The 22680-nt window shown below is 44.0% G+C and carries 19 protein-coding genes; 6 read left to right on the plus strand and 13 right to left on the minus strand.

Annotated elements, in window-relative coordinates:
• Window positions 1–29 precede the first annotated feature (29 nt).
• Window positions 30–1571 carry a serine hydrolase gene (locus KXQ82_RS01545; protein ID WP_219486192.1) on the plus strand — a complete coding sequence of 514 codons (1542 nt, stop codon included), beginning with the start codon at window positions 30–32 and terminating at the stop codon, window positions 1569–1571.
• A gap of 50 nt (window positions 1572–1621) precedes the next feature.
• Here KXQ82_RS01545 and KXQ82_RS01550 read toward each other — a convergent pair whose 3' ends face one another.
• From KXQ82_RS01550 to folE, 8 genes are all read right to left on the minus strand, one after another.
• Entirely contained in the window at window positions 1622–2527 is a 906-nt protein-coding gene (locus KXQ82_RS01550; protein WP_219486194.1) for a TIGR01777 family oxidoreductase, read from the minus strand.
• 82 nt (window positions 2528–2609) lie between these two features.
• Window positions 2610–3038 carry a CBS domain-containing protein gene (locus KXQ82_RS01555; RefSeq protein WP_219486196.1) on the minus strand — a complete coding sequence of 143 codons (429 nt, stop codon included), beginning with the start codon at window positions 3036–3038 and terminating at the stop codon, window positions 2610–2612.
• Between the two features lie 54 nt (window positions 3039–3092).
• Window positions 3093–4565, minus strand: coding sequence for an SDR family oxidoreductase (locus KXQ82_RS01560; protein WP_219486198.1), 1473 nt, complete (start codon window positions 4563–4565; stop codon window positions 3093–3095).
• Between the two features lie 48 nt (window positions 4566–4613).
• A complete protein-coding gene (locus tag KXQ82_RS01565; RefSeq protein ID WP_219486199.1) occupies window positions 4614–5924 on the minus strand; it encodes an ABC1 kinase family protein in 1311 nt (436 codons plus the stop codon).
• 62 nt (window positions 5925–5986) lie between these two features.
• A complete protein-coding gene (locus KXQ82_RS01570) occupies window positions 5987–6640 on the minus strand; it encodes a TetR family transcriptional regulator C-terminal domain-containing protein (protein WP_219486201.1) in 654 nt (217 codons plus the stop codon).
• 38 nt (window positions 6641–6678) lie between these two features.
• Complete coding sequence (locus KXQ82_RS01575) at window positions 6679–7329, minus strand: flavin reductase family protein (protein WP_255563347.1); 651 nt, start codon at window positions 7327–7329, stop codon at window positions 6679–6681.
• A complete protein-coding gene (locus KXQ82_RS01580; RefSeq protein ID WP_219486204.1) occupies window positions 7322–8038 on the minus strand; it encodes an SDR family NAD(P)-dependent oxidoreductase in 717 nt (238 codons plus the stop codon). The genes KXQ82_RS01575 and KXQ82_RS01580 overlap by 8 nt, the downstream gene beginning before the upstream one ends.
• On the minus strand, window positions 8038–8724 hold the full coding sequence (folE, locus tag KXQ82_RS01585; protein ID WP_219486206.1) for a GTP cyclohydrolase I FolE: 687 nt from the start codon (window positions 8722–8724) through the stop codon (window positions 8038–8040). The genes KXQ82_RS01580 and folE overlap by 1 nt, the downstream gene beginning before the upstream one ends.
• Before the next feature lie 103 nt (window positions 8725–8827).
• Here folE and KXQ82_RS01590 point away from each other — a divergent pair, with 103 nt between their 5' ends.
• The 4 genes from KXQ82_RS01590 to odhB all read left to right on the plus strand — a co-directional run bounded on the left by KXQ82_RS01590 (window position 8828) and on the right by odhB (window position 15188).
• A complete protein-coding gene (locus KXQ82_RS01590; RefSeq protein WP_219486208.1) occupies window positions 8828–8989 on the plus strand; it encodes a DUF2256 domain-containing protein in 162 nt (53 codons plus the stop codon).
• Between the two features lie 19 nt (window positions 8990–9008).
• Complete coding sequence (locus tag KXQ82_RS01595; RefSeq protein ID WP_219486210.1) at window positions 9009–10451, plus strand: DASH family cryptochrome; 1443 nt, start codon at window positions 9009–9011, stop codon at window positions 10449–10451.
• A 350-nt stretch (window positions 10452–10801) separates the two neighbouring features.
• Window positions 10802–13618 carry a 2-oxoglutarate dehydrogenase E1 component gene (locus tag KXQ82_RS01600; protein WP_219486212.1) on the plus strand — a complete coding sequence of 939 codons (2817 nt, stop codon included), beginning with the start codon at window positions 10802–10804 and terminating at the stop codon, window positions 13616–13618.
• Between the two features lie 22 nt (window positions 13619–13640).
• Complete coding sequence (gene odhB / locus KXQ82_RS01605; RefSeq protein WP_219486214.1) at window positions 13641–15188, plus strand: 2-oxoglutarate dehydrogenase complex dihydrolipoyllysine-residue succinyltransferase; 1548 nt, start codon at window positions 13641–13643, stop codon at window positions 15186–15188.
• Window positions 15189–15292: 104 nt separating this feature from the next.
• On the opposite strand, the gene KXQ82_RS01610 is transcribed toward odhB, so the two are convergent.
• Window positions 15293–15751 (minus strand): DinB family protein, encoded by a 459-nt coding sequence (locus KXQ82_RS01610; RefSeq protein WP_219486216.1) that lies wholly within the window; start codon window positions 15749–15751, stop codon window positions 15293–15295.
• 118 nt (window positions 15752–15869) lie between these two features.
• Between KXQ82_RS01610 and KXQ82_RS01615 the strand changes: the two genes are divergently transcribed.
• Window positions 15870–17585, plus strand: a complete 1716-nt coding sequence (locus tag KXQ82_RS01615; RefSeq protein WP_219486217.1) for an ArnT family glycosyltransferase — start codon at window positions 15870–15872, stop codon at window positions 17583–17585.
• A 57-nt stretch (window positions 17586–17642) separates the two neighbouring features.
• On the opposite strand, the gene KXQ82_RS01620 is transcribed toward KXQ82_RS01615, so the two are convergent.
• From KXQ82_RS01620 to KXQ82_RS01635, 4 genes are all read right to left on the minus strand, one after another.
• Window positions 17643–18338, minus strand: coding sequence for a head GIN domain-containing protein (locus KXQ82_RS01620; RefSeq protein ID WP_219486218.1), 696 nt, complete (start codon window positions 18336–18338; stop codon window positions 17643–17645).
• A 133-nt stretch (window positions 18339–18471) separates the two neighbouring features.
• Window positions 18472–20130 carry a M1 family metallopeptidase gene (locus KXQ82_RS01625; protein ID WP_219486220.1) on the minus strand — a complete coding sequence of 553 codons (1659 nt, stop codon included), beginning with the start codon at window positions 20128–20130 and terminating at the stop codon, window positions 18472–18474.
• A complete protein-coding gene (locus KXQ82_RS01630) occupies window positions 20127–20693 on the minus strand; it encodes a hypothetical protein (protein ID WP_219486221.1) in 567 nt (188 codons plus the stop codon). The genes KXQ82_RS01625 and KXQ82_RS01630 overlap by 4 nt, the downstream gene beginning before the upstream one ends.
• A 2-nt stretch (window positions 20694–20695) precedes the next feature.
• The gene (locus KXQ82_RS01635; RefSeq protein ID WP_219486222.1) at window positions 20696–22588 is read right to left on the minus strand and encodes a CocE/NonD family hydrolase; all 1893 of its coding nucleotides are present in this window, start codon (window positions 22586–22588) and stop codon (window positions 20696–20698) included.
• Between the last annotated feature and the right edge of the window lie 92 nt (window positions 22589–22680).

Consider the following 22680-nt stretch of genomic DNA (forward strand, 5'->3'; position numbering starts at 1 on the left):
TTAGCTTTACTGTATATTGGTTGCAATTTATGAGAAAATCTGTAATACTAGTTCCCCTGTGTCTTATTCTATTTATAACAAGCGCTTTAGCGCAAACCATTAACCGCACTAAATTTATTGCCGATAGCCTTGATGCCTATATTAACCGTGCATTAACTAACTGGCGTGTACCAGGCGCCGCGATTTGTATTGTAAAAGATAACAAAGTGGTACTAATGAAAGGCTACGGGGTTAAAGAGCTTGGCCTGAATAATAAGGTTGATGAGAATACCCTTTTTATGATAGGCAGCAATACAAAAGCTTTTACAGCCACCGCCCTTGCCATACTCGAAGATCAAAAACAGCTTTCGCTGGATGATAAGGTTACTAAATATATCCCCACTTTTAAGCTGGATAACCAATTAGCCGGGCAAGACGTCCGCTTGCGCGACCTGCTTTGCCATCGCCTTGGCTTTGGTACCTTCCAAGGCGATTTTACCTATTGGACAAGCGACCTGAGCCGCGATGAGGTGATAGAAAAAATGAGCCATGTAAAAGCTTTGTACCCCTTCCGCACCAGGTGGGGATATACAAATGCCGCCTTTGTTGCCGCGGGGCAGGTAATAACCAAAGTGACCGACCGCTCGTGGGAATCGTACATTAAAGATTATTTTTTTGCCCCCCTGGGCATGGGCTATAGCAAAGTATTGAGTAAAGATATGCCGACTGTATATAATAAGGCTGCTGCACATACCATTGCCGATGGCCGCCTGGTACCAATTACCTATCCTATGATAGATAATTTGGCCCCGGCTGCCAGTATCAGCTCATCGGTTAACGATATGAGTAAATGGGTGCTTTGCCTGTTAAACGATGGCAAGGTAGGGCCGCGACAGGTTATCCCCTTTTCGGCGATAAAAGCTACCCGCACCGCACAGGATATTATTGGAGAAGATCATCACCCTGATGGCAGCACCAGCGATCTGTTATACGGCCTTGGCTTTGAACTGGAAACGTATGCGGGCCATCGCATAGTAATGCATACCGGCGGCGTTAACGGTTTTGTATCATCAGTAACAATGGTGCCCGATGAGCGCCTGGGAATCATCATCCTCACCAATACAGATCAAAACGAGTTGTACGATGCCCTGAAATGGGAGATCATTGACGCTGTAAACAACAAACCCTACCAAAACTACAGCGATAAATACCTTGCCCGGTACAAGGCAAACGTAGCGAACGAACAGCAGCAGGATAAAAAATTACGCGACACCGTAGCTTTAAAGCTTGCGCCCGGTTTGCCGCTGAGTGCCTACACCGGCCGGTATACTAATGATCTGTACGGAAATATGACCATTGACATGGGCGGAGAAAATAATACCGAATTGCAAATGCATTTTGAGCATCACCCTAAAATGTTTGCGTTGATGCAGCCCCTGGGCCAAAACCGTTTCTATGTAACGTTCTCCGACCCGGAATTTGGCAAAGCGGTATTTCCGTTCAGTGTTAAAAACGGGCAGGTAACGGCTGTACGTGTAAAAGTTGCCGACTTTATTGAATACACCACTTACGATTTTAAGAAACTACCATAGCTTAATACAGGGATGCGAATTAAGATACGCGGGGCTTGCTCTTTTGTAAGTTAGCCACCGTATAATTCCTTTAAGGCGCTCTCCACATCAGGGTAACTAAATTTAAACCCTGTTTGCTCAATTTTACCCGAAGAAACTTTGGTGCTGCCTAATACTACCAAACTCATTTCGCCTAAAAGCAGCTTTAGGGCAAAGGCGGGCACACGTGGCGCCCAAAGCGGGCGGTGCAATTGTTTAGCAATAGCTTTGGTTAATTGAGCGTTGGTAACAGGGTTGGGGGCAACCATATTATAAACGCCTGTAAGTTTTTCATTTGTTATGCCGAGCAAATACATAGCTACCACATCCCGGTGATGTATCCAGGGTATCCATTGTTTGCCGCTGCCCAGTGGCGAGCCAACAAAAAATTGAACAGGCTTAGCCATTAACGGCAACGCCCCGCCGGCCGGGCTAAGCACAACCCCCGTACGAAATTTTACTACCCGTAGGCCAAGGGCTTCGCCTTCATCAACAGCTTTTTCCCATTGTACACAACAATCGCTCAAAAAATCATGAGCTGGTGGGCTTGTTTCGGTCAATAGTTCATTACCCCGGTCGCTGTAATAACCCGTTGCCGAAGCCGAAACAATATGTTTAACCGTATGTGGTGTTGATTTGAGCAGTTTATAGATCAGCCCGATTGATTTGGTACGACTTTCTATGAGCAGCTTTTTACGCTCCGTTGTCCATCGCTTTTCGGCAATGCCTTCTCCCGCAAGGTGCACAATGGTATCAATACCGTTAATACATTCGGGGTCAATTGTCCCTTTTGCAATATCCCACAAAAAGGTTTTAACTACAGCGTTATTCCCGGCTCTGCGGCTCAGGTGGCTTACATTGTGGCCTTGTATAATAAGCGCATCGGTTAATTGTTTGCCCAGTAATCCCGTGCCGCCTGTAATGAGGATGTTATTCATATGGAAGATGTAAAAGGTAAGATGGAAGATGTGAAAAGCAATAGAAAAACATCTTCCATTTTACATCATCCACTTACATAAGTTAGCTGGCTATATAACTCTCCAGTTGCTGAATTGTTCTTTTTTGATCTTCGATAATGAATTTTACCACATCGCCAATAGATACCATACCGGTAACGCGGTTATTATCAATAACAGGCAGGTGGCGTATTTTATGATTGCTCATCATTTCCATGCAATGATCTATTGATTCGTTGAGCGCTATGGTGAATAGGTTAGCTGTCATAATTTCCCCTATAGGCGTTTCTTTTGATGAACGCCCCATCAGCACTAATTTACGGGCATAGTCACGTTCCGTAAAAATGCCTTTTAACACTTCGCTTTCCATGATGAGTAATGAACTGATATTTTTTTCCATCATCATATGTAATGCATCGTAAACCGAGGTTTCGGGAGTTACAGAGTACACCTGGTGACCCTTATCTTCGAGGATGTGCCTAATCTTTTTCATGAAACGGGGGTTTAATAGAGGTTTATACTAAATTAATAAAATCTTTTTTAAATTTCAAAGTTTCAGGTCAGATAACCGTTTTTTATCCCGGTAACTAATAATTTCGCGCGCCATGCCTTTAAAAATAAACAAGTGGAACGGCCACATTAAATACCAGTACGCGCGCCCCCACAAACCATTGGGCCTAAAGGTGGCTACCTCGTTCAGGTAATTTTTTCCCTCTTTTTTTATGATCTTAAATTCAAGCCAGGCTTCGCCGGGCAATTTCATTTCGGCGTAAAGCAACAGGCGGCAATTCTTTTTATCGGCCAGCAGCACCCGCCAAAAATCAAGCGCATCGCCCGCTTTAATGCTCACATTACTGGTACGGCCCCGGCGTGAGCCCACCCCGCCAACAATTTTATCGATAAAACCCCGCAGGTTCCATATCCAGTCCCAATAGTACCAGCCGCGGTTACCACCTATCGACCAGATGTTTTTCAGCACAGTATCGCTATCCTGCTCAAATTCGGTATTTACCTTAAACTCAACCGTCCCGTTTTGTGGTACCTTTATCTGGTCCATAAAGTTATAGTCGGCATGCAGGTAGCCCTGGTTAAGGGCATCTTTCCAGCTTGATACGATCGAGTTTTGCTCGATCTTTACAAATGCAAGGTCGAGCGCTTCCTGGTAAGTTAAACACTTTCGTGGGACGATAGCATCAATGCTATGGTCCTTCATGATAGTCTCGTTCTTCATGCTGTCAACCAAACTCTGCGCAAGCTGATAACTTGTTGAAGTAACAAAATACAACCAGTACGATGATATTTTTGGCGATAGAAAGGGTAGTACGATAATCCTACGGTTGAGTTTGCGGGCTTTAGCATAGCCCATCAGCATTTGTTTGAAGGTGAGTACCTCGGGGCCGCCAATATCGAACGTTTTATTGAAAGCCTGCTCGTTAAGCAGTACACCCTCCAGGTAACCCAATACATCGCGTATAGCGATGGGCTGGCATTTGGTATTCACCCAGCGCGGGGCTGTCATCACCGGGAGTTTCTCGGCCAGGTCGCGGATGATCTCGAAGGAGGCGCTCCCCGAACCGATAATGATGGCAGCCCGTAACACAGTAACAGCAGCATTACCCTCACGCAAAACATCCTCCACATGCTTGCGCGATTTGAGGTGTTTGGACAGGTTGCCATCGTTTACTATCCCGCCTAAAAAGATAACCTGTTTACAGGTGGTGGTATTTAAAGCTTGTATAAAGTTGTGTGCCGAGAGTGCTTCCAGCTGTGCAAACTCCGGCGTATCCGTCATGCTGTGCACCAGATAGTAAGCCGCATCAATATTGGGCGGGAATGCCTGCATTGTAGAATCTTTGAGCAGATCGCCGGTAATAATGGTTACCTTATCGCCATAATCGCTCATCTCGCGAAAGCGGCGCTTATCGCGAACAAGGCAAACAACATCATGTCCCTGCTCTAACAATACAGGCAACAACCTCGTACCCACATATCCATTTGCTCCGGCTATCAACACTTTCATAATTATTGCAACAAGAGAAAAGGGGAGTGGTTTTAAAATGTTAGTACATTAATACTCAAGCAGCACATGCGGTTTGTACGTATCCGTCTTTACTTCAGCTTTCAGCTCATGCAAAATGTTGTATAACCCAAAGTTAGTGCGGTTAACATATATAAAATGCTTTACGCCGCGGGCTTGTTTAAACTCGGGCATGCGGGCTATTTTTTCGCCGAAGTTGTACAGGTTATCAAAAAAGTCGGATTGGCTAAAATCGAACGTTTCTGTTAAATACGGTTTGGCAAACAGTCCGATCATTTCCTTATACATTCCGTAGTAGAACTCTACCTGCCCAGGGCTGTCTTTTGGTAATATCATTTCTAACTGGCGGAAAGCTTTCAACGTTTCTTCTTTATTGTCGATCAGTTCATTTGAAGTAGTGGAGAAGAACGGGTAATAAAAATCATCGGGCATTTCTTTAATGCAGCCAAAATCTATCACTCCTAATTTACCTTCGGGTGTGATGAGGAAGTTACCCGGGTGCGGATCGGCGTGTACTGCACGTAACTCATGTTGTTGAAAGTTGTAAAAATCCCAAAGGGCTTGACCTATTTGGTTACGCAATTGCTGACTCGGGTTGGTGGCTAAAAATTCTTTCAGGTGCATCCCTTCTATCCAGCTCATGGTAATTACCCGTTTGCCGGATAACTCAGGAAAGTATTCCGGGAAAACGATATTGTCCAAATTAGCGCATGCCTGCGAAAATTCGATGGAGCGGCGCACTTCCAAATCGTAATCAGTTTCTTCCAGCAGGCGCTCTTCCACCTCTTTCATGTAAATATCCAGTTCCTTTTCGCTCATCCCGAGTAAACGGAACGCAAAAGGTTTTACCAGTTTCAGGTCGGATGAAATAGAATCGCCAACGCCGGGGTACTGGATCTTTACAGCCAGTTTACGGCCTTTTAATTCAGCACGATGTACCTGGCCAATGGATGCCGCGTTGGTAGAGCGTAGCTCGAATTTATCATAGATCTGCTCGGGCGTTTTGCCGAACAGCTTGCGGAAAGTTTGAACAATAAGCGGTCCTGATAAGGGTGGCGCATTATATTGCGACAGCGAAAACTTATCTACATAAGCCTTCGGCAGCAGATTTTTATCCATGCTCAGCATCTGCGCCACTTTGAGCGCGCTGCCTTTCAGTTCGCTTAGCGATTCGTAAATATCTGCCGCGTTATCCTGGTTCAACTCATCGTTGTTCATATCAGGATTAAACAACTTTTTGGAGTAGTGTTTAATGTAGTTACCGCCAATTTTAAACCCCGTGCCCACAAATTTGGCCGAGCGTTGTACTTTACTGGTTGGAATACTGTTTTGTTCTTTCATGTTTAGTTATTGAGTTACTTGGTTACTAAGTTGTTGAGTGGCCTTCAACCTAATAACTTCCCTCAAAATCCCATCTTTTCTTTTATACCGCCGTTGTTCACTAAAAACTTACCGTACTCGAGCAGGTTATCTATCGGTGAACGTTGGAACAGGTCGAACGTAACATTCACGCCGCGCTCAATAGCCTCGTCCGTTTTTTCAAACCCGGCCGAAATATCGTTTATCCCAAAATTGAGTGTAAATACAAACTGCACCCAAAGGGCGTCTTTGTACCGGTCGGCAAAAAATTTGCGGTCGGCAAGCTCAGTGCTTTCAATGCCCTCCTGTAAAATGCTGATGCTTAACGCTTCAAACTCGCTTTTTAAGCCTTGCCATACCATTGGCGTAGCAAAGCCTTTATGTATCTTCTTCACGCTCCAGGTGGCAAAACTGCGTTTGCTTTTCAGTAACTCAAAAAAGCTATAGAAAAACGATAAAGCCTTTTCGCGCGCCGAATACCCGGCCCAAACCTGCTGGCCTTTTACTTCGGCAATAGCTGTAGCCGCAAGGTCTGTCCATATACTTTGTTCAATGGCTTCGAACGAGCCAAAAACTTTGTAAAACTCCTCCTCTGCCATTTTTTGCTTTTTGGCAAAAACATAAACAGATTTTGGTTGCTCACCATCGGTTAACACATAATCGATGTAAGCTTTTTGGATTGATTCCTTAGTTACCATGGTATTGCTATTTGATTTTACGGATTGTTTTATAATGATTAAACGCTCAAAGGTTCGGGATGTTTCCCCGGCCTGGCATAAGCTAAACGGCCAAGGCTTTGTGTGGTGTGATAACTATCTAACCCGGCTACCGTTACCGAGCCTGCTTCTTCCAGACTTACATAGCCATCCGGGCTTATCAGTTGCTCATCTAAAATTAAGTATATTATTTCGCCAATTACGATACAGGTATTGTTAATTGACACTTCGATGATCTCGCTCAATTTTAAACCTATTTTTATTGTAGCCTCTTTAACGAAGGGTGCTTTAAAACCTTCAATATATTGCTCATTAAAGCCACAAGCCTCAAACTCCGATTCGCCGGCCGCGTACCTTGCGCTTGTTTGGTGCGCTTGTTCATACCATTGTGGTAATATGTTGTTTAAAGTGTACGTGCCTGTAGCCTTAATATTATTTAGGGTTTCGTGTTCGGCCCCGTCGGGTCTTATTACCATTCCCAACAACGGCGGGTTTGCACCAACGTGGAAAATGGAATTAAACAAAGCCAGATTAGTGATACCTGCATCGTTTGCTGTGCCTACCATCTGCAAACTTTTAAATCCGGATACACTATTAACAAAATTTGCGCGATAACGCTTGTCCATGGCAAGGATATCGGTATTGGATATGATCATCTCCTTGTTATACATTCCTCAAATTACCTAAACCTCCATCAATACCTATCACCTGGCCGGTCATCCAGGTACTTTCGTCCGACAATAAAAACTTTGCCGCCGCCGCGATATCATCAGCTGTTCCAAATTTACCCAACGGGTGGCGTTTGGCCGATGCTTCCTTTTTTTCGGGTGTATTTAATAATACCGCGGCCAAAGGCGTATCAGTTAACGACGGGGCGATAACATTTACACGAATACGGCTCGGAGCCAATTCTGCCGCTAAGGATAGTGCTAAGCCCTCAACGCCACTTTTTGCCGCCGCGATACTGGCATGGAACCCCATGCCCGCCTTAGCTGCAACGGTACTAAATAATACTACGCTGGCCTCGGGAGTGTTTTTTAAAGCCTTTAAAGCTTGCTGTATCACCTCGGCAGCACCTACAACATTTAGTTGGTAATCATTCAAAAAATCATTTTTGGTTAGGCGATGGAAAGGTTTTAAGTTAATGCTACCTACGCAGTAAACCAGGCCATGTAGTTGTTCAGGCAGCTGCGCGGCCAATGTGCCTACATCCGCTAACACATCCAGCTCTATATGTGTTACACCATCGGGCCACCCGGTTGATACATGCCTTGATGCATTATATACCGTGGCCCCTGCATTACGTAATTGCCTTACCAACGCCAATCCTATCCCCGAACTACCCCCAACCACTAAAATGTTTTTTCCTTCAAATCCCATTATGCGATATGTTTTAAAAATTCAGCTTTTGTATCTGCATCTAAAAATTTGCCGCTGTATTCGGCTGTTACTGTAGAGCTATCCGTATCCTTTATCCCGCGTGATGATATACACATATGGTGCGCGTCTATCACTACAGCAACATCTTCGGTGTTTAATATTTCTTTTAATTCGTTGGCTATCTGTATGGTCAACCTTTCCTGCACCTGCGGCCTTTGCGAGTAGTATTGTACAATGCGGTTCAATTTTGACAGGCCAATAACTTTCCCGCTGCTGATGTAAGCCACATGGGCCTTGCCGGTTATGGGTACAAAGTGGTGTTCACAATTACTGTAAACAGCAATGTTCCGTTCCACCAGCATTTGTTTATACTGGTATTTGTTTTCAAACAGGGTTGGTTTAGGTTTATTTTTAGGATTTAGGCCCCCAAAAATTTCTTTAACATACATTTTGGCTACACGTTTGGGCGTTCCTTTCAAACTATCGTCGGTAAGGTCGAGCCCTAAAACGTTCATTATTTCTTTAAAATGCTTTTCAATCAGTTCAATTTTAAGATCGTCGTCTAATTCAAAAGCATCTGTTCGCAATGGGGTGTTAAAGTTGGTGGCAATATGATCATCGCCGATCGTATCAATTAAGTCTTCCGTAGCAGCGAATGCTGATTTTAATTGTTGTTGGTCTGTCATGCAGTTTGTTAGCGTATAATTGTGCAGCAATATTAAACACTATACGTAATGGATTATGCCGCGGGATTTTTAATTTTGTCAGTCTTGTGTTAAAAAACCCTGTATGCCTGCCGGAGTAAAAAAAGAGAACCTGCCACAAAAGGTTTGCGAAGTTTGCAAACGCCCGTTTACCTGGCGAAAAAAGTGGGCCAAATGTTGGGATGATGTCAAATATTGCAGCGAAGCATGCAGGAAAAATAAAAAATTCGCAATTTTACCGGATTAGCTGTACGTTAGGTTAAGATATGAGCGAAAAGACAATACTGGTTTGGTTTAGAAATGATCTTCGCATTCACGACAATGAAATTTTAGTGGAGGCCATCCGTAAGGCCGATAAAGTTTTGCCCGTGTTTTGTTTCGATCCTTTCTATTTTAGAACCACACAGTATGGTACGCTTAAAACAGGTAATTTCAGGGCAAAGTTTCTTATCGAGTCGGTGCAGAACTTACGCGATACTTTGCGTGGCTTAGGGGGCGAACTAATTGTGCGCATGGGCGATCCGGTGCAGATCATCCCGCAATTGGCAGAACAATACCAGGTGGCCGAAGTTTATCATCACCGCGAAGTAGCTTTCGAAGAAACCAATATATCATCAAAAGTTGAAGCCGTGCTCTGGAAGATAAAACTTAATCTTAAACATTTCATTGGCCATACCTTTTATCATAAAGAAGATCTTCCCTTTCCTATTAAAGATATCCCGGATGTGTTTACCGTATTCCGTAAAAAAGTAGAACGCGACAGTGATATCCGCCCTTGCTTTGAAACACCAACTGCAATTACAGTACCATCAATTGCGGATGCAGGCGAAATGCCAACCATTGCGCAGTTAGGTTTAACAGAGCCGGTTGATGATAGCCGGGCAGTAATGCAGTTTACCGGAGGCGAAACAGAAGCATTGCAACGCATGAACCATTATTTCTGGGGAAGCGATAAGCTTAAAGCCTATAAGCTTACCCGAAACGGCTTGCTTGGCGCCGATTATTCATCAAAATTTTCGCCATGGTTATCTGTCGGCTGCTTATCAACCCGGCAGGTGTATTGGGAGGTAAAGCGTTATGAGCAGGAGCGGGGCGCAAACGATTCTACCTATTGGCTCATATTTGAATTGCTTTGGCGCGATTATTTCCGGTTTATGTTTAAAAAATATGGTAATCAGTTTTTTAAAGCAGGTGGTTTTAAAGGCGAAGCTCCCGAAGTTTCAGCGAACCAGGATGAACTGTTCGAAAAATGGAAGAATGGCCAAACGGGCATGCCTTTTATTGATGCTAACATGCGAGAGCTTAATGCTACCGGCTTTATGAGCAACAGGGGCCGCCAAAATGTAGCCAGCTTTTTAGTAAGAGACCTAAAAGTGAACTGGACCCGTGGCGCAGCTTATTTTGAAGAAAAACTGTTAGACTACTCGCCTGCCAGCAACTGGGGTAATTGGGCCTATGTAGCCGGTGTAGGGAATGATCCGCGTGAGAACCGCCATTTTAATATCATTAAGCAAGCCACCGAATACGATCCTAAAGGCGAATACGTAAAAACCTGGTTGCCCGAACTGAAGGATATCCCCGCCAAGCTGGTACAAACCCCTTTCGCGTTAAGCATAAACGAATTAAATATGTACCACGTACAATTAGGCGTAAATTATCCTGGGTTTATTGCAGAAACAACTGAAAAAATTCTGCCTGTTAAAGTGTAACATTCGTCCTGTGTTGACGTTATATTACATATCAAACTCAAACAGCTTTGAACTCTTTTGAAGAATTTACAGTAATAATTGGCTTGCTGGCTGTCGGCATCGAGGGGGTTTCATTATTTGTGCAATACCTGCGCAAAACTTTAACGCACAAAACAGGTTTAAAATAAGGCTAATATCATTATTGTACCGATTGGTATAATAATTAGGCTTTTGCCCGATTTTGCTGAGAAAAATCATTAAACACTGCTTTTTAAGTGTAATTATTATCATTTTCTTAAAAGTTATTTCTAATTTGATAGGTTTTTTGTGGCTTTTATATTTTAATTTTGCATTGATTATAGATTTTTTACATGGATCGTCTCAATTATATAAACCCTGCCAACGCAGACTACATTAATTCTCTTTACGACGCCTTTAAACAAGATCCCGAATCGGTTGATTTTGGCTGGCAAAAGTTTTTTGAAGGCTTTGATTTCGGACAAGGATCAGCACCGCGTGTTGCTACCGGCGGCACAACTGCCGATGCCGGCAGTAATGAGCATTTCTTAAAAGAGATCAATGTACTCAACATGATCAATGGTTACCGTTCGCGCGGGCACTTGTTCACCAAAACAAATCCGGTACGCGAGCGCCGCCAGTATTTCCCGGGTAAAGAACTCGAAACTTTCGGCTTTACTGATGCTGACCTGGATACCGTTTTTAACGCGGGCGTTGAGGTAGGCCTGGGTGCCGCTAAACTGCGTGATATACACGACTTATTAGAACAAACGTACTGCCAGGCTATTGGTGCCGAGTATAAATACATCCGTAACCCTATAAAAATAAAGTGGTTTGAAGACAGGATGGAGAAGGTGCGCAATACACCAAATTTTTCTATCAACGAGAAAAAGCAGATACTGAGCAAACTTAACGAAGCCGTTGTATTTGAGAACTTTTTAGGAACTAAATTTTTGGGCCAGAAACGTTTCTCGTTAGAAGGTGCCGAAGCCGTTATACCGGCCCTTGATTCGGTTATTGAAAAAGGTGCCGATCTGGGCCTGGAAGAGTTTGTTATCGGTATGGCTCACCGCGGCAGGTTGAACGTGTTGTGTAACATCATGAAGAAACCTTATAAAGAGATCTTCTCAGAGTTTCAGGGCAAAAGCTATGATGCAGAGTCGTCATTTGGTGGCGACGTGAAATATCACCTGGGTTACTCAAATGATATTGAAACCGTTAACGGTAAAAAGGTTCACTTAAGTTTAGTGCCAAACCCATCGCACCTTGAAACGGTTGACCCGGTTGTTGAGGGTTTAACGCGCTCAAAAATTGATTTTAAATACAATGGCGATTATAAAAAGATAGCACCTATATTGATACATGGTGATGCATCTATCGCGGGTCAGGGTATTGTTTACGAAGTTTTACAGATGATGAAACTTGACGGCTACCGCACAGGCGGCACCATTCACCTGGTTATTAATAACCAGATAGGTTTCACTACTAATTATAAAGATGCCCGTTCAAGTACTTACTGTACTGATATTGCAAAGACTGTATTATCGCCGGTATTCCACGTAAATGGCGATGATGCCGAAGCTTTGGCTTACGTGGTTAACCTGGCTATGGAGTATCGTCAAACTTTCCATGATGATGTGTTTATCGATATTTTATGCTACCGCCGTTACGGCCATAACGAGGCAGATGAGCCTAAATTCACTCAACCGTTATTGTATAAAGCTATCGAGTCGCACGCTAACCCGAAAGAGATATACAATCAAAAGCTGTTAGACCAGGGAAGCATTGGCGCTACTTACGCTGCCGAATTGGAAAAAACATTCCGTGCGCAATTACAAAAAATGCTCGACGAGTCAAAAGCCGAAGAACACTTTACCCAAACCAGACCAATGTTTTTAGGCGCCTGGCAGGGTTTACACATTGCTAACGATAAAGAATTTAACTTATCGCCCGAAACAGCCATCTCCGAAAAGGAATTGCTGGAAATAGGAAAAGGTATTTCAACGCTGCCGGCCAATAAAGATTTCTTTAAAAAGATAGAAAAACTTTTTGAGGAGCGTAAAAACATGGCCAACAAAACCCAAGTGTTTGATTGGGCAATGGGCGAGTTAATGGCTTATGGCTCTTTGTTAAAAGAAGGCCACCATGTACGCCTGAGCGGCGAAGATGTTAAACGCGGTACCTTCTCGCACCGCCACGCGGTATTAACGCTTGAAGACTCGGAAGAAGAATATACACCATTAAATACTTTAGGTACCGAAGCTAAGTTTGAAGCTTTTAACTCCCTGCTATCTGAGTATGGCGTTTTAGGTTTTGAGTATGGCTACGCCCTTGCCGACCCGAATACATTAACCATTTGGGAAGCTCAATTTGGCGATTTCTTTAATGGTGCCCAAATTGTTGTTGACCAGTATATTACCAGCGCCGAAACTAAATGGCAACGTGGTAACGGTTTAGTAATGTTATTGCCACACGGCTATGAAGGCCAGGGGCCTGAACACTCATCGGCACGTATTGAGCGCTTTATGGAGCTTTGCGCCGATAACAATATACAGGTGGCTAACTGTACTACCCCTGCAAACTTTTTCCATATACTGCGCCGCCAGCTACACCGCGATTTCCGTAAGCCTTTGGTTATTTTTACGCCTAAAAGTTTATTGCGTAATCCTAAATGTGTATCGCCTATCAGTGAGTTTACCAAAGGTAAATTCCGCGAGTTGATAGATGATGGCTATGCTAACGATAAAGCGGTTAAACGCGTACTATTCTGCTCAGGTAAAATTTATTATGACCTGTTGGACAAACAACAAGCAGATAAACGCAAAGATGTAGCCATTGTACGTGTGGAACAACTGTACCCAACACCTACAGTTCAAATGCTGAAAGTAAAAGCTAAATATGCTAATGCTAAAGAGTTTTTATGGGTGCAGGAAGAACCTGAAAATATGGGTGCCTGGCCTTATATGTGCCGCAAATTCCGCAAAAGTGAATTACAGTTAGATGTGATCTCCCGTAAGGAAAGCAGCAGCACGGCTACAGGTTATGCAAAACAACATACATCACAACAAATGTATATTGTTGGTAAAGCATTCGAATCTCCGGCAGGAGAACAAGTAAAAAAAGCAGTTAAAAAAACGGTTGAAAAAATGGCCGAAACCAGCGCCGATTAATTAGTTTACACGATATAATATTATGAGTTTAGAAATCAAAGTTCCGCCGGTAGGCGAATCAATTACAGAAGTTACTTTATCGCGCTGGTTAAAAAAAGACGGCGATGTTGTTGCAATGGATGAGGTGATAGCTGAATTAGAATCGGACAAAGCGACATTTGAGCTGACTGCCGAGCAAGCCGGAACTTTAAAAACGATAGCTAAAGAAGGTGATACCATACCGGTAGGCGCTGTTGTATGCAAAATTGAAGATGGTGGTGCTGCGCCTGCAGCTGCCCCGGTTGCTGCTGATAAAGCACCTGCCGCCCCTGTTGAAGAAAAAGCTGCACCTGCAACTCCTGCCGCTGCTGCAAAAACATTAGAGGTAAAAGTTCCACCTGTAGGCGAGTCTATTACCGAAGTAACATTATCGCGCTGGATCAAAAAAGACGGTGATACTGTTGCAATGGATGAGGCCATTGCCGAGTTAGAATCAGATAAGGCAACATTCGAATTAACTGCCGAACAAGCAGGTACATTAAAAACCATTGCTAAAGAAGGTGATGTATTGCCAATTGGCGCTGTGGTTTGCAGTATTGCCGGTGGTAGCGTGGCTGGTGGAGGCGCTCCTGTTGCTGCTGCTCCTGCCGCTGCTTCAGCACCTGCACCAACTGTTCAGGCAGATTCAAAAGGAAACTACGCATCAGGCACACCATCGCCTGCTGCAGGTAAAATATTAGCCGAAAAAGGTATTGATGCTGCATCAGTATCCGGTAACGGTGTAAATGGGCGCATCACTAAAGAAGATGCGTTGAACGCGCAGAAACCTGCCGCCGCCGCGCCCGCTGCTAAACCTGCTGTTGTTGCTGCGCCTGCCGCTGCACCGGGTTCACGCAATGAGCGCCGCGAAAAAATGTCGTCGTTGCGTAAAACGGTAGCTAAACGTTTGGTTGCTGTTAAAAACGAGACTGCCATGTTAACCACCTTTAACGAGGTTGATATGCAGCCGATAATGGAATTGCGTAGCAAATACAAAGATAAATTTAAAGAGAAACACGGCGTTGGCTTAGGCTTTATGTCGTTCTTCACCAAAGCGGTTTGCGAGGCATTGAAAGAATGGCCTGCCGTTGGCGCACGTATTGAAGGCGAAGAGATTGTATACAGCGATTTTGCTGATATCTCTATCGCTGTATCTGCACCTAAGGGTTTGGTGGTTCCGGTTATCCGTAACGCGGGTGCCATGAGCCTTGCCGAAATTGAGAAAGCCGTAGTTGTATTAGCAGGTAAAGCCCGCGAAAACAAACTGACCATTGAAGAAATGACCGGCGGTACCTTTACTATTACCAATGGTGGTGTATTTGGCTCGATGATGTCGACGCCGATCATCAACTCGCCGCAATCGGCTATCCTGGGTATGCACAACATTATTGAGCGCCCGGTAGCCATAAACGGACAAGTAGTTATCCGCCCTATGATGTACTTAGCCATGTCTTACGATCACCGCATCATCGATGGCCGCGAGTCGGTAAGCTTCCTGGTTCGCGTTAAGCAATTGTTGGAAGATCCTGCGAGGTTGTTATTGGGCGTTTAGCCCCTACGATTATCTGAAGAGAAATATAAAACCCGGTTTATCCGGGTTTTTTTGTTCCTTGGCAGATTTGACAACTTTTTAAAAGTTGTCAAATCTAATCCGTGTTACCCTACCAACTTCCTCATCGCCACAATGGTTCCAATATGCAAACCTTCGTGAAAAGGTAAAAATGCAACTGCCTCGGCAACGCTGGTCAACTCCGCACCGTAACGGGTTACCCATGCCGGGTAATTACTAAACATATCAGTTTGCAGGTCAGCCTCCAATTGGGTAAGCGTAGTACTGAACAGGCTGATGATATTTTCTACCTCGGTAGTATCAAAAATCCTTTCTGGCTTTGTGCCGGGTTTAAAGGTGTTAAAAAACTCCTCGCCAACAATGGTATCCAGGCCCGCGCGTTTGTAACATATTCCTTGTTGGGCGGCAATCATATGCCCGGCATTCCAGATAATGTTATTATTAAAACCGGCAGGTATGGTATTTAACTGGTCAATGCTCAGTTCTTTAAGTATCTCTATCGCTTTGGTACGGGGCGCTGCTATAATTTCGAAAGCTTTGGTCATGTGATAATTGGTTATGGTTTACGTTTCAATATTACACAATAGGAAGTAATAGATTTGTCAACTTTTAAAAACCTGATAAGTAGCATTATTTCTATAAATTTGAAGCGATATATAGCACATGCAGCAACCCGGTTCACTTCAGCAATCCAACAAGCCCATCTGGTATTTCCTGCTGCTTTGGACGTTGCTAAACGCCATACAAGCCTACACGCTCGAACTGCATGGCGATGAGGCTTACTATTGGGTATACTCCAGGTTTTTAGACTGGGGGTATTTTGACCACCCGCCCATGGTAGCTGTTTTTATTAAGATAGGTGATACCCTGATGCATAATGAATTGGGCCTGCGCCTGCTCACAGTATTTACCAATTCGGCATCTGTGTACCTGTTATGGCTTGTCCTCAAAAAGTATAACGCCAGCGACAAATGGTTTATTTTGGTGGTATCGGGGCTATTCATATTTCACATTTATGGCTTTACCACCACGCCCGATTCGCCGCTGTTATTCTTTACCGTACTGTTTTACTATTTCTACCAGCGCTATATTGACGAAGATAAATGGACTTTAGCTTTCATACTCGCCATAGTTGCCGCTTGTTTGCTGTACAGTAAATACCACGGCATTATATTGCTGGGTTTAACAATACTGTCAAACCTTAAACTGCTTACAAGGCCAAGTTTTTACCTCATTGTTTTGGGCGCGATGCTGCTTTTTATACCCCATATTTTATGGCAGGTACATCATGATTATCCATCTATAAAATACCACTTGTTTGATAGGTCTGCAAGTGTGTACCGGTTGGATTTTACTACGCTTTACCCATTAGGGCAACTGGCTATGGCAGGCCCGTTTGTGGGCTGGTTTTTATTCTATTCGGCAGCAAAGGCCAGGGTGAACGATAGTTTTATCCGTTGCCTGCTTTTTAATTTTATCGGTACGTTCCTGTTCTTTTTCATTACTACGTTAAAAGGCGAAGTACAGCCACACTGGACATTGATAGCCTTTGTACCCTTACTCATGCTGGCGCTTATCCGTTTTGCGCAGGCAGGTAACCCGCCCCAATGGTTTTATAAGCTGGCCCTTATCAATATCGCGTTTATCTTATTTGTGCGCTCCGCGTTGTTGTTTCAGTATCCTTTTGTGATGAACATCGGGCAGTTTAAAAGCTATTTCGGTTTCCGTACATGGGCAAAGCAATTACGCAGCCGCATCGGCGAAAGCCACCTGATCATCCGAGATGGTTTCCAGGATCCGTCCAAATACAATTATTACACCAACTCCACCAGGGCCATGAGTTATGATTCGCGCTATTACCGCAAAAATCAATATGATATATGGCCCATTGAAGATAGCCTGCAGCATGAGCGTATTTATTACCTGCAGGATAATCCCGAAAAGGGTTTAACTACCGACTCGGTTGTTGATGAGTATAACCGCAAATACTACAGCGGCTGGGTGAGCGATGCCCGGACTTACCAGAAAGCCGGGATCGATATTGCGCCCGGAAACGTGAAGGCGAAACCAGGGCAGTTAGTTTATTTTAACCTTACTATCCATAACCCATACGCGCACCCTATCAGTTTTGGCGATGAGGGGTACCTGCATAAAGCATTTTTAGATGCCTGCTTTTTTCAGGGTGGTGATATCAAATATCAAACCCAGGCCCCTGCGGATTTTAATATGATTAACATCCCGCAAAAGGGGCAGGCAAAATATGCTTTCCCGGTAAATGTGCCAATGGCGAAAGGTAAATACGAGCTTTTTTTCTCTATCCGCACCGAGCCTTTTGCAGGCTCGCGGAATAGCGGGATGATCAGCTTTGTGGTGGAGTAAAAACAAAAGGCGATGGTTTTACCCATCGCCTTTTCCCTATCCACTAATTATACTATTTTACATTCTGTGTATCTCGCCTGAGCCATGGGCCGATGTGGTCACCTGTGAAGCGCCACCGGTATACCTGATATCGCCCGAGCCTGAAACAGCTGCTTCAAGTTTCTGACTGGCGTTAACCGTTGCATCGCCCGAACCCGAAACACGGATAGTGGTACCCACAGTGGCCAGGTCGCGTGCGGTATAATCACCCGAGCCCGAAACGCTCACCGTAGCATTATCGGCATGGCCAGAAACCTTGATATCACCCGAGCCGGAAACGATCGCTTCTAAGGTTTTAACAGACAGTTTACCATACACATCGCCCGAGCCTGATACACGTACTTTTAAAGCATCCGCATTAATACCTTCTTTAAAGTATACATTGCCCGAACCGGATATGCCAAGGCTGTTCACGGTTTTGATATTGACATAAACCGCTACTTTTTTATTGCTCCAACTCCAGTTCCACGAGCCTTTTTTGGTATATATTTTTAATACACCGTTCTGTACTTCGGTAACAATACGTTCTATCTCATCATCAGGGGCTTCTACCTTTACCGATTCGGTATTGCCCTGTGTTATATATACATCATAAGATCCCGAAAGGCTAATGGCATTAAAGCCGCTCAAATGCCTGTCTTCTGTTTTAGCGAACGCGTTGTTGATGCCGCATAACAGCATCACGGCAAGTAAAATTCCGGTAAATTGTTTCATGGTTGTTGCTTAATTGTTTTTTATAAGACGGGTTCCGATTTGAATACGTTACACCTAAAAACAAAATATCTCAATACAGTATGCGCAAACCTTTTATCTCCCACTATAAGGGCCAAAAAACTCCCCCGGAGGGCTAATCTATCAGCACCCCGATATAATAATTAAACGTATCTACTTCCAAATTATCTTTAGTTATACCCTGCAGATCGATAGGCTTAAAAGTAGTTGATGGCGATATGAATTTATATTCGCCACCTTTGGCGCGTACTTTAACAGGCATGGTAAATCCGTTAACATCAGCTATCCAACGGCAAAGAGCGCGGTCTTTCTCAAACCTGAACTCCAACGTGGGAATATTTTTATAGCGCAGGTATTGGTCAAATATCGAGGTCAGGTTCATGCCGGCTTCTTTGTTAATGTAGTTCACCACTTGCTCAGTGGTCACCGTCTGATGATAGAACACTTTGTTCAAACCACGCAGTATGCCGCGCCATTTTTCATCATCGTTTATAATGGTGCGTATTGCATTAAGCATGTTGCCGCTCTTATAATACATATCGCCCGAGCCTTCTTTGTTCACACCATAAATACCGATGATCGGTTCATCATTCGCAATTGCGCGACGAGTACCATGAACGTATTCCTGACCGGCTTGTTTGCCATAATACATTTCAGTAAACAATGATTCCGAGTAATTGGTAAAACCTTCGTGTATCCACATATCAGCCGGGTCTTTATCGGTAATGTTATTGCCAAACCATTCGTGGCCGCTCTCATGCACCACAATAAAATCCCATTTCATACCCCAGCCCGTACCCGATAGATCACGGCCTAAATACCCGTTCAGGTATTTATTGCCATAAGCCACAGCGCTTTGGTGTTCCATACCCAGGTGCGGGGTTTCAACCAGTTTATAACCATCCTCATAAAATGGGTAGGGGCCAAACCAATGTTCAAAAGCTTTGAGCATTGGTTTAACGTTATCGCCAAATTGTTTGGTGGCTTTCGCGATATGCTCGGGCAGCACCCAGTAATCCAGTGTCAGTTTGCCTTTTTCGCCATCGTAGCTGTCGCTAATATGCTGGTAATCGCCAATGTTGGCAGCTACATCATAGTTATTGATAGGATTAGCAACAAACCAATCAAAACGTATATAACCATCCGGCAGTTCGGTAGTTTTGCGCAGGCGGCCGTTCGATACATCTTTCAAGCCCTTTGGCACGTTGATGCTGATGAGCATGCTGTCTACCTCGTCGGCTACCTGATCTTTATTAGGCCACCAAACGCTGGCGCCCATACCCTCGCAGGCAGTAGCCACCCAGGGTTTGCCTACAGAGTCTTTAGCAAACACAAATCCGCCATCCCAAGGCGCATTTTTTGCAACGGTGGGCTTACCCGAATAGTAAACAGTAAAAGCATCCTTAGCGCCCTTTAAAATGGTTTTAGGGAAGGTGATAAATACCGCGTTGAACTCCCGTTTATAAGGCAGCGCTTTACCCTTGTAAACTATCTTATCTACCTTCAAATTAGCAAACAGGTCAAACTGCAATTTGGTAAAATTGCGTGTTGCCGTAAACTTAAACAGGTTGCTACCGCTGATGAATTTCTGATCGATATCAACCTTCACATCCAAATGGTAATAGTTGATATCATAACAGGTGCGTAAAGGCGAGGTTGTGCTGCCCCGAAGGCTATCAGCCCGGGTGAATTTTTCTTTTGGGGTGAGTAGTTGGGCATGAGCGGAAATTGCTCCCAAAATTAGTGCAGATGTAAATAACCTATTAAATTTCATTTTTCTTTTCTATACCTTGTATACTTACCGAATACGTTATTGTATCTATCACCAAATTGTACTTTTGTTATCATCTCATATTCGATCACCCTGAGATTTTTATCAAATAAACCTGTCGGGTCGTAGTTGTGAAAAGTAACATCACTCTTACTTACTTTGATGATATGGCCAATTGAAAAACTGTTGTATTCTGTTCCTTCACACTCAATAATTATATTTGAACCGTTTTTTTGCAGCGATTTGAAAACAGATTTCCAGTTTTTGAGGGCAACAGTATAATTTATACCAACAAGCTCCAATTGATTTTCCAATCCCATTATTTTATGGTAGTACTTATCCCATTTGTTATATCTTAGGTGATCAATATCTTTGATGGGTAATACACTATACCCATCAAAGATAAAATCATCTGTTTCTTGAAGTAAGATAAAATCATCAGAATAATCCAACATATATCCGCTGCTAAACTGGATATTATGTTTAGAAACTTTCCTGGTTAGCCTGCAATACTTCTTTGTTTCACAATGAAACTTTATCTTCTCAATGATCTTATCTTTTTTCATAATTATTGCAGCACCGTAACCTTCAAGCTTGATGGTGCCATAGTATCGTGGTATATCTTGATGGTTTCTTTTACAAAATCCGAATCCTTGGCTTTGTAAATGTCCACAAACTTCTGCGGGTTGCGGTCGGCCAGCGGGAACCATGAGCTTTGCACCTGTATCATTATGCGGTGGCCTTTTTTAAACTGGTGGCCAACATCGGGCAGGGCGTATTTTACCTGGGTAACTTTACCCGGCACAAATGCCTCAGGCTTGCTGAACGAGTTGCGGTAGCGCCCGCGGAATATCTCTCCCCGCACCAGCATCTGGTAGCCCGCCATGGTAACGCCTTTAGGGTTTGTTGTTGGGTTAGGGTAATCATCAGGGAAAACATCGATCAGTTTCACCACGTAGTCGGCATCGGTACTGCTAATAGCAGAATAGATGTTCGCCATTACAGGGCCGGTCATGGTGATATCTTCGGCCAACACGTCGGTTTGGTAAGTCTTTACATCCGGACGACGCGAGGCAAAACGCTGGTCATCCAGCATGTACTCTCGGGTGCGGCGCTCTTGTATACCATCCTGGTAAGGTACGGGTGCGGCGGGGTCGCTCACGTATTCGTCAAAGCTGTTGGTAACCTTTGGCGCGGTGAAAGATAGCTTGCCGTTAGGTTGAAAGTACAGTGTTTTCTCCACTGTGTTTTTTGGAGGCCAGGTATCAAATTTATGCCATTGGTTTTCGCCGGTTACAAATATCGTAGCCTCGGGCAAATCCATGGCGCCTTTATCTTTCAGGTAATAGTTAAAAAAAGGCAGCTCCACATTTTCGCGGAACCAAACACTGGTTTTCGAACCAAAATCCTGATCGCCGAACAGGTCGCCATCGCCACGCTCCCAGCCACCATGAAACCAGGGGCCCAGTACCAGCATGTTTTTAGTGTTTTGCGAGTTTTGTTTTTCGATGGCTTTGTAAACCGCTTGCGCGCCAAAAGCATCTTCGGCATCAAAAAAACCGCCAACGGTCATTACCGCGGGTTTAACATTGGTTAGGTGCGAAGTAATGTTGCGCGTACTCCAAAAGGCATCATAATTGGGATGGTTCATCATATCATCCCAAAACTTAACAGAATCTCCCAGGAATTTCTTTTTGTAATTTGGTAAAGCGCCCAGGTCAAGGTAAAACTTATAATTATCATGTTGGGTGAATTTTATGCCATTTTTAAATTGCTCGGGTGTTAAGGGCTTGGGGCGCGGCACACCAAAGCTGGTGAGGAATGCGAATGCATCCATCTGGAAAAAAGCACCGTTGTGATGAAAGTCATCACCAATAAACCACTCGGTAACCGGTGCCTGCGGCGATACCGCCTTTAGTGCAGGGTGAGCGTTAGGTAATGATGCGGTAGAGTAAAACCCCGGGTAAGATATACCCTCGATACCTACGCGGCCATTGTTATTCGGCAGGTTTTTTACAAGCCAGTCTATGGTATCATAAGTATCGGTGCTCTCGTCAATTTTGGAAGTGTTTGTGGTGCCGTTTATTTGCGGGCGCACATTTACAAAGTCGCCTTCGCTCATCCATCGGCCGCGCACGTCTTCGTACACAAAAATAAACCCCTCTTTGGCCAGCAGCATGTTTTGCCCCAATGCACCTTTATAACCTTCGCCGTAAGGGCCAACGTTGTATGGTGTGCGGGTCATCATAATGGGGTACTTCTTACTTTGGTCTTTAGGACTATAAATGGTGCAAAAAAGGCGTTTACCATCGCGCATGGCAATATATTGTTCTGTTTTGGTGTAATTGGCCTTAATGTAAGCCGCATCGTCAGCAGCTTGTGAAGATGGTGCACCACCTCTTTGGGCATCAACAGCGGTAAAGCATGCCGCCAAACAAAAAGCGAGTAAGAGTTTTTTCATGATATTGAAGTCAGTTTGAGAAGCTAATTTAAGTAAACGGTTCCATAGTATATAATTGCTGTAAAATTTGATAAAGGGCGCGTTATATTTCA

Source organism: Mucilaginibacter rivuli, from assembly GCF_019391655.1.
Classification (GTDB): domain Bacteria; phylum Bacteroidota; class Bacteroidia; order Sphingobacteriales; family Sphingobacteriaceae; genus Mucilaginibacter; species Mucilaginibacter rivuli.

Excerpts from the sequence above, each read along its gene's own strand:
- KXQ82_RS01545 (WP_219486192.1), top strand. The coding sequence starts at position 30 with ATGAGAAAATCTGTAATACTAGTTCCCCTGTGTCTTATTCTATTTATA.
- KXQ82_RS01550 (WP_219486194.1), bottom strand. The coding sequence starts at position 2,527 with ATGAATAACATCCTCATTACAGGCGGCACGGGATTACTGGGCAAACAA.
- KXQ82_RS01555 (WP_219486196.1), bottom strand. The coding sequence starts at position 3,038 with ATGAAAAAGATTAGGCACATCCTCGAAGATAAGGGTCACCAGGTGTAC.
- KXQ82_RS01560 (WP_219486198.1), bottom strand. The coding sequence starts at position 4,565 with ATGAAAGTGTTGATAGCCGGAGCAAATGGATATGTGGGTACGAGGTTG.
- KXQ82_RS01565 (WP_219486199.1), bottom strand. The coding sequence starts at position 5,924 with ATGAAAGAACAAAACAGTATTCCAACCAGTAAAGTACAACGCTCGGCC.
- KXQ82_RS01570 (WP_219486201.1), bottom strand. The coding sequence starts at position 6,640 with ATGGTAACTAAGGAATCAATCCAAAAAGCTTACATCGATTATGTGTTA.
- KXQ82_RS01575 (WP_255563347.1), bottom strand. The coding sequence starts at position 7,329 with ATGTATAACAAGGAGATGATCATATCCAATACCGATATCCTTGCCATG.
- KXQ82_RS01580 (WP_219486204.1), bottom strand. The coding sequence starts at position 8,038 with ATGGGATTTGAAGGAAAAAACATTTTAGTGGTTGGGGGTAGTTCGGGG.
- folE (WP_219486206.1), bottom strand. The coding sequence starts at position 8,724 with ATGACAGACCAACAACAATTAAAATCAGCATTCGCTGCTACGGAAGAC.
- KXQ82_RS01590 (WP_219486208.1), top strand. The coding sequence starts at position 8,828 with ATGCCTGCCGGAGTAAAAAAAGAGAACCTGCCACAAAAGGTTTGCGAA.
- KXQ82_RS01595 (WP_219486210.1), top strand. The coding sequence starts at position 9,009 with ATGAGCGAAAAGACAATACTGGTTTGGTTTAGAAATGATCTTCGCATT.
- KXQ82_RS01600 (WP_219486212.1), top strand. The coding sequence starts at position 10,802 with ATGGATCGTCTCAATTATATAAACCCTGCCAACGCAGACTACATTAAT.
- odhB (WP_219486214.1), top strand. The coding sequence starts at position 13,641 with ATGAGTTTAGAAATCAAAGTTCCGCCGGTAGGCGAATCAATTACAGAA.
- KXQ82_RS01610 (WP_219486216.1), bottom strand. The coding sequence starts at position 15,751 with ATGACCAAAGCTTTCGAAATTATAGCAGCGCCCCGTACCAAAGCGATA.
- KXQ82_RS01615 (WP_219486217.1), top strand. The coding sequence starts at position 15,870 with ATGCAGCAACCCGGTTCACTTCAGCAATCCAACAAGCCCATCTGGTAT.
- KXQ82_RS01620 (WP_219486218.1), bottom strand. The coding sequence starts at position 18,338 with ATGAAACAATTTACCGGAATTTTACTTGCCGTGATGCTGTTATGCGGC.
- KXQ82_RS01625 (WP_219486220.1), bottom strand. The coding sequence starts at position 20,130 with ATGAAATTTAATAGGTTATTTACATCTGCACTAATTTTGGGAGCAATT.
- KXQ82_RS01630 (WP_219486221.1), bottom strand. The coding sequence starts at position 20,693 with ATGAAAAAAGATAAGATCATTGAGAAGATAAAGTTTCATTGTGAAACA.
- KXQ82_RS01635 (WP_219486222.1), bottom strand. The coding sequence starts at position 22,588 with ATGAAAAAACTCTTACTCGCTTTTTGTTTGGCGGCATGCTTTACCGCT.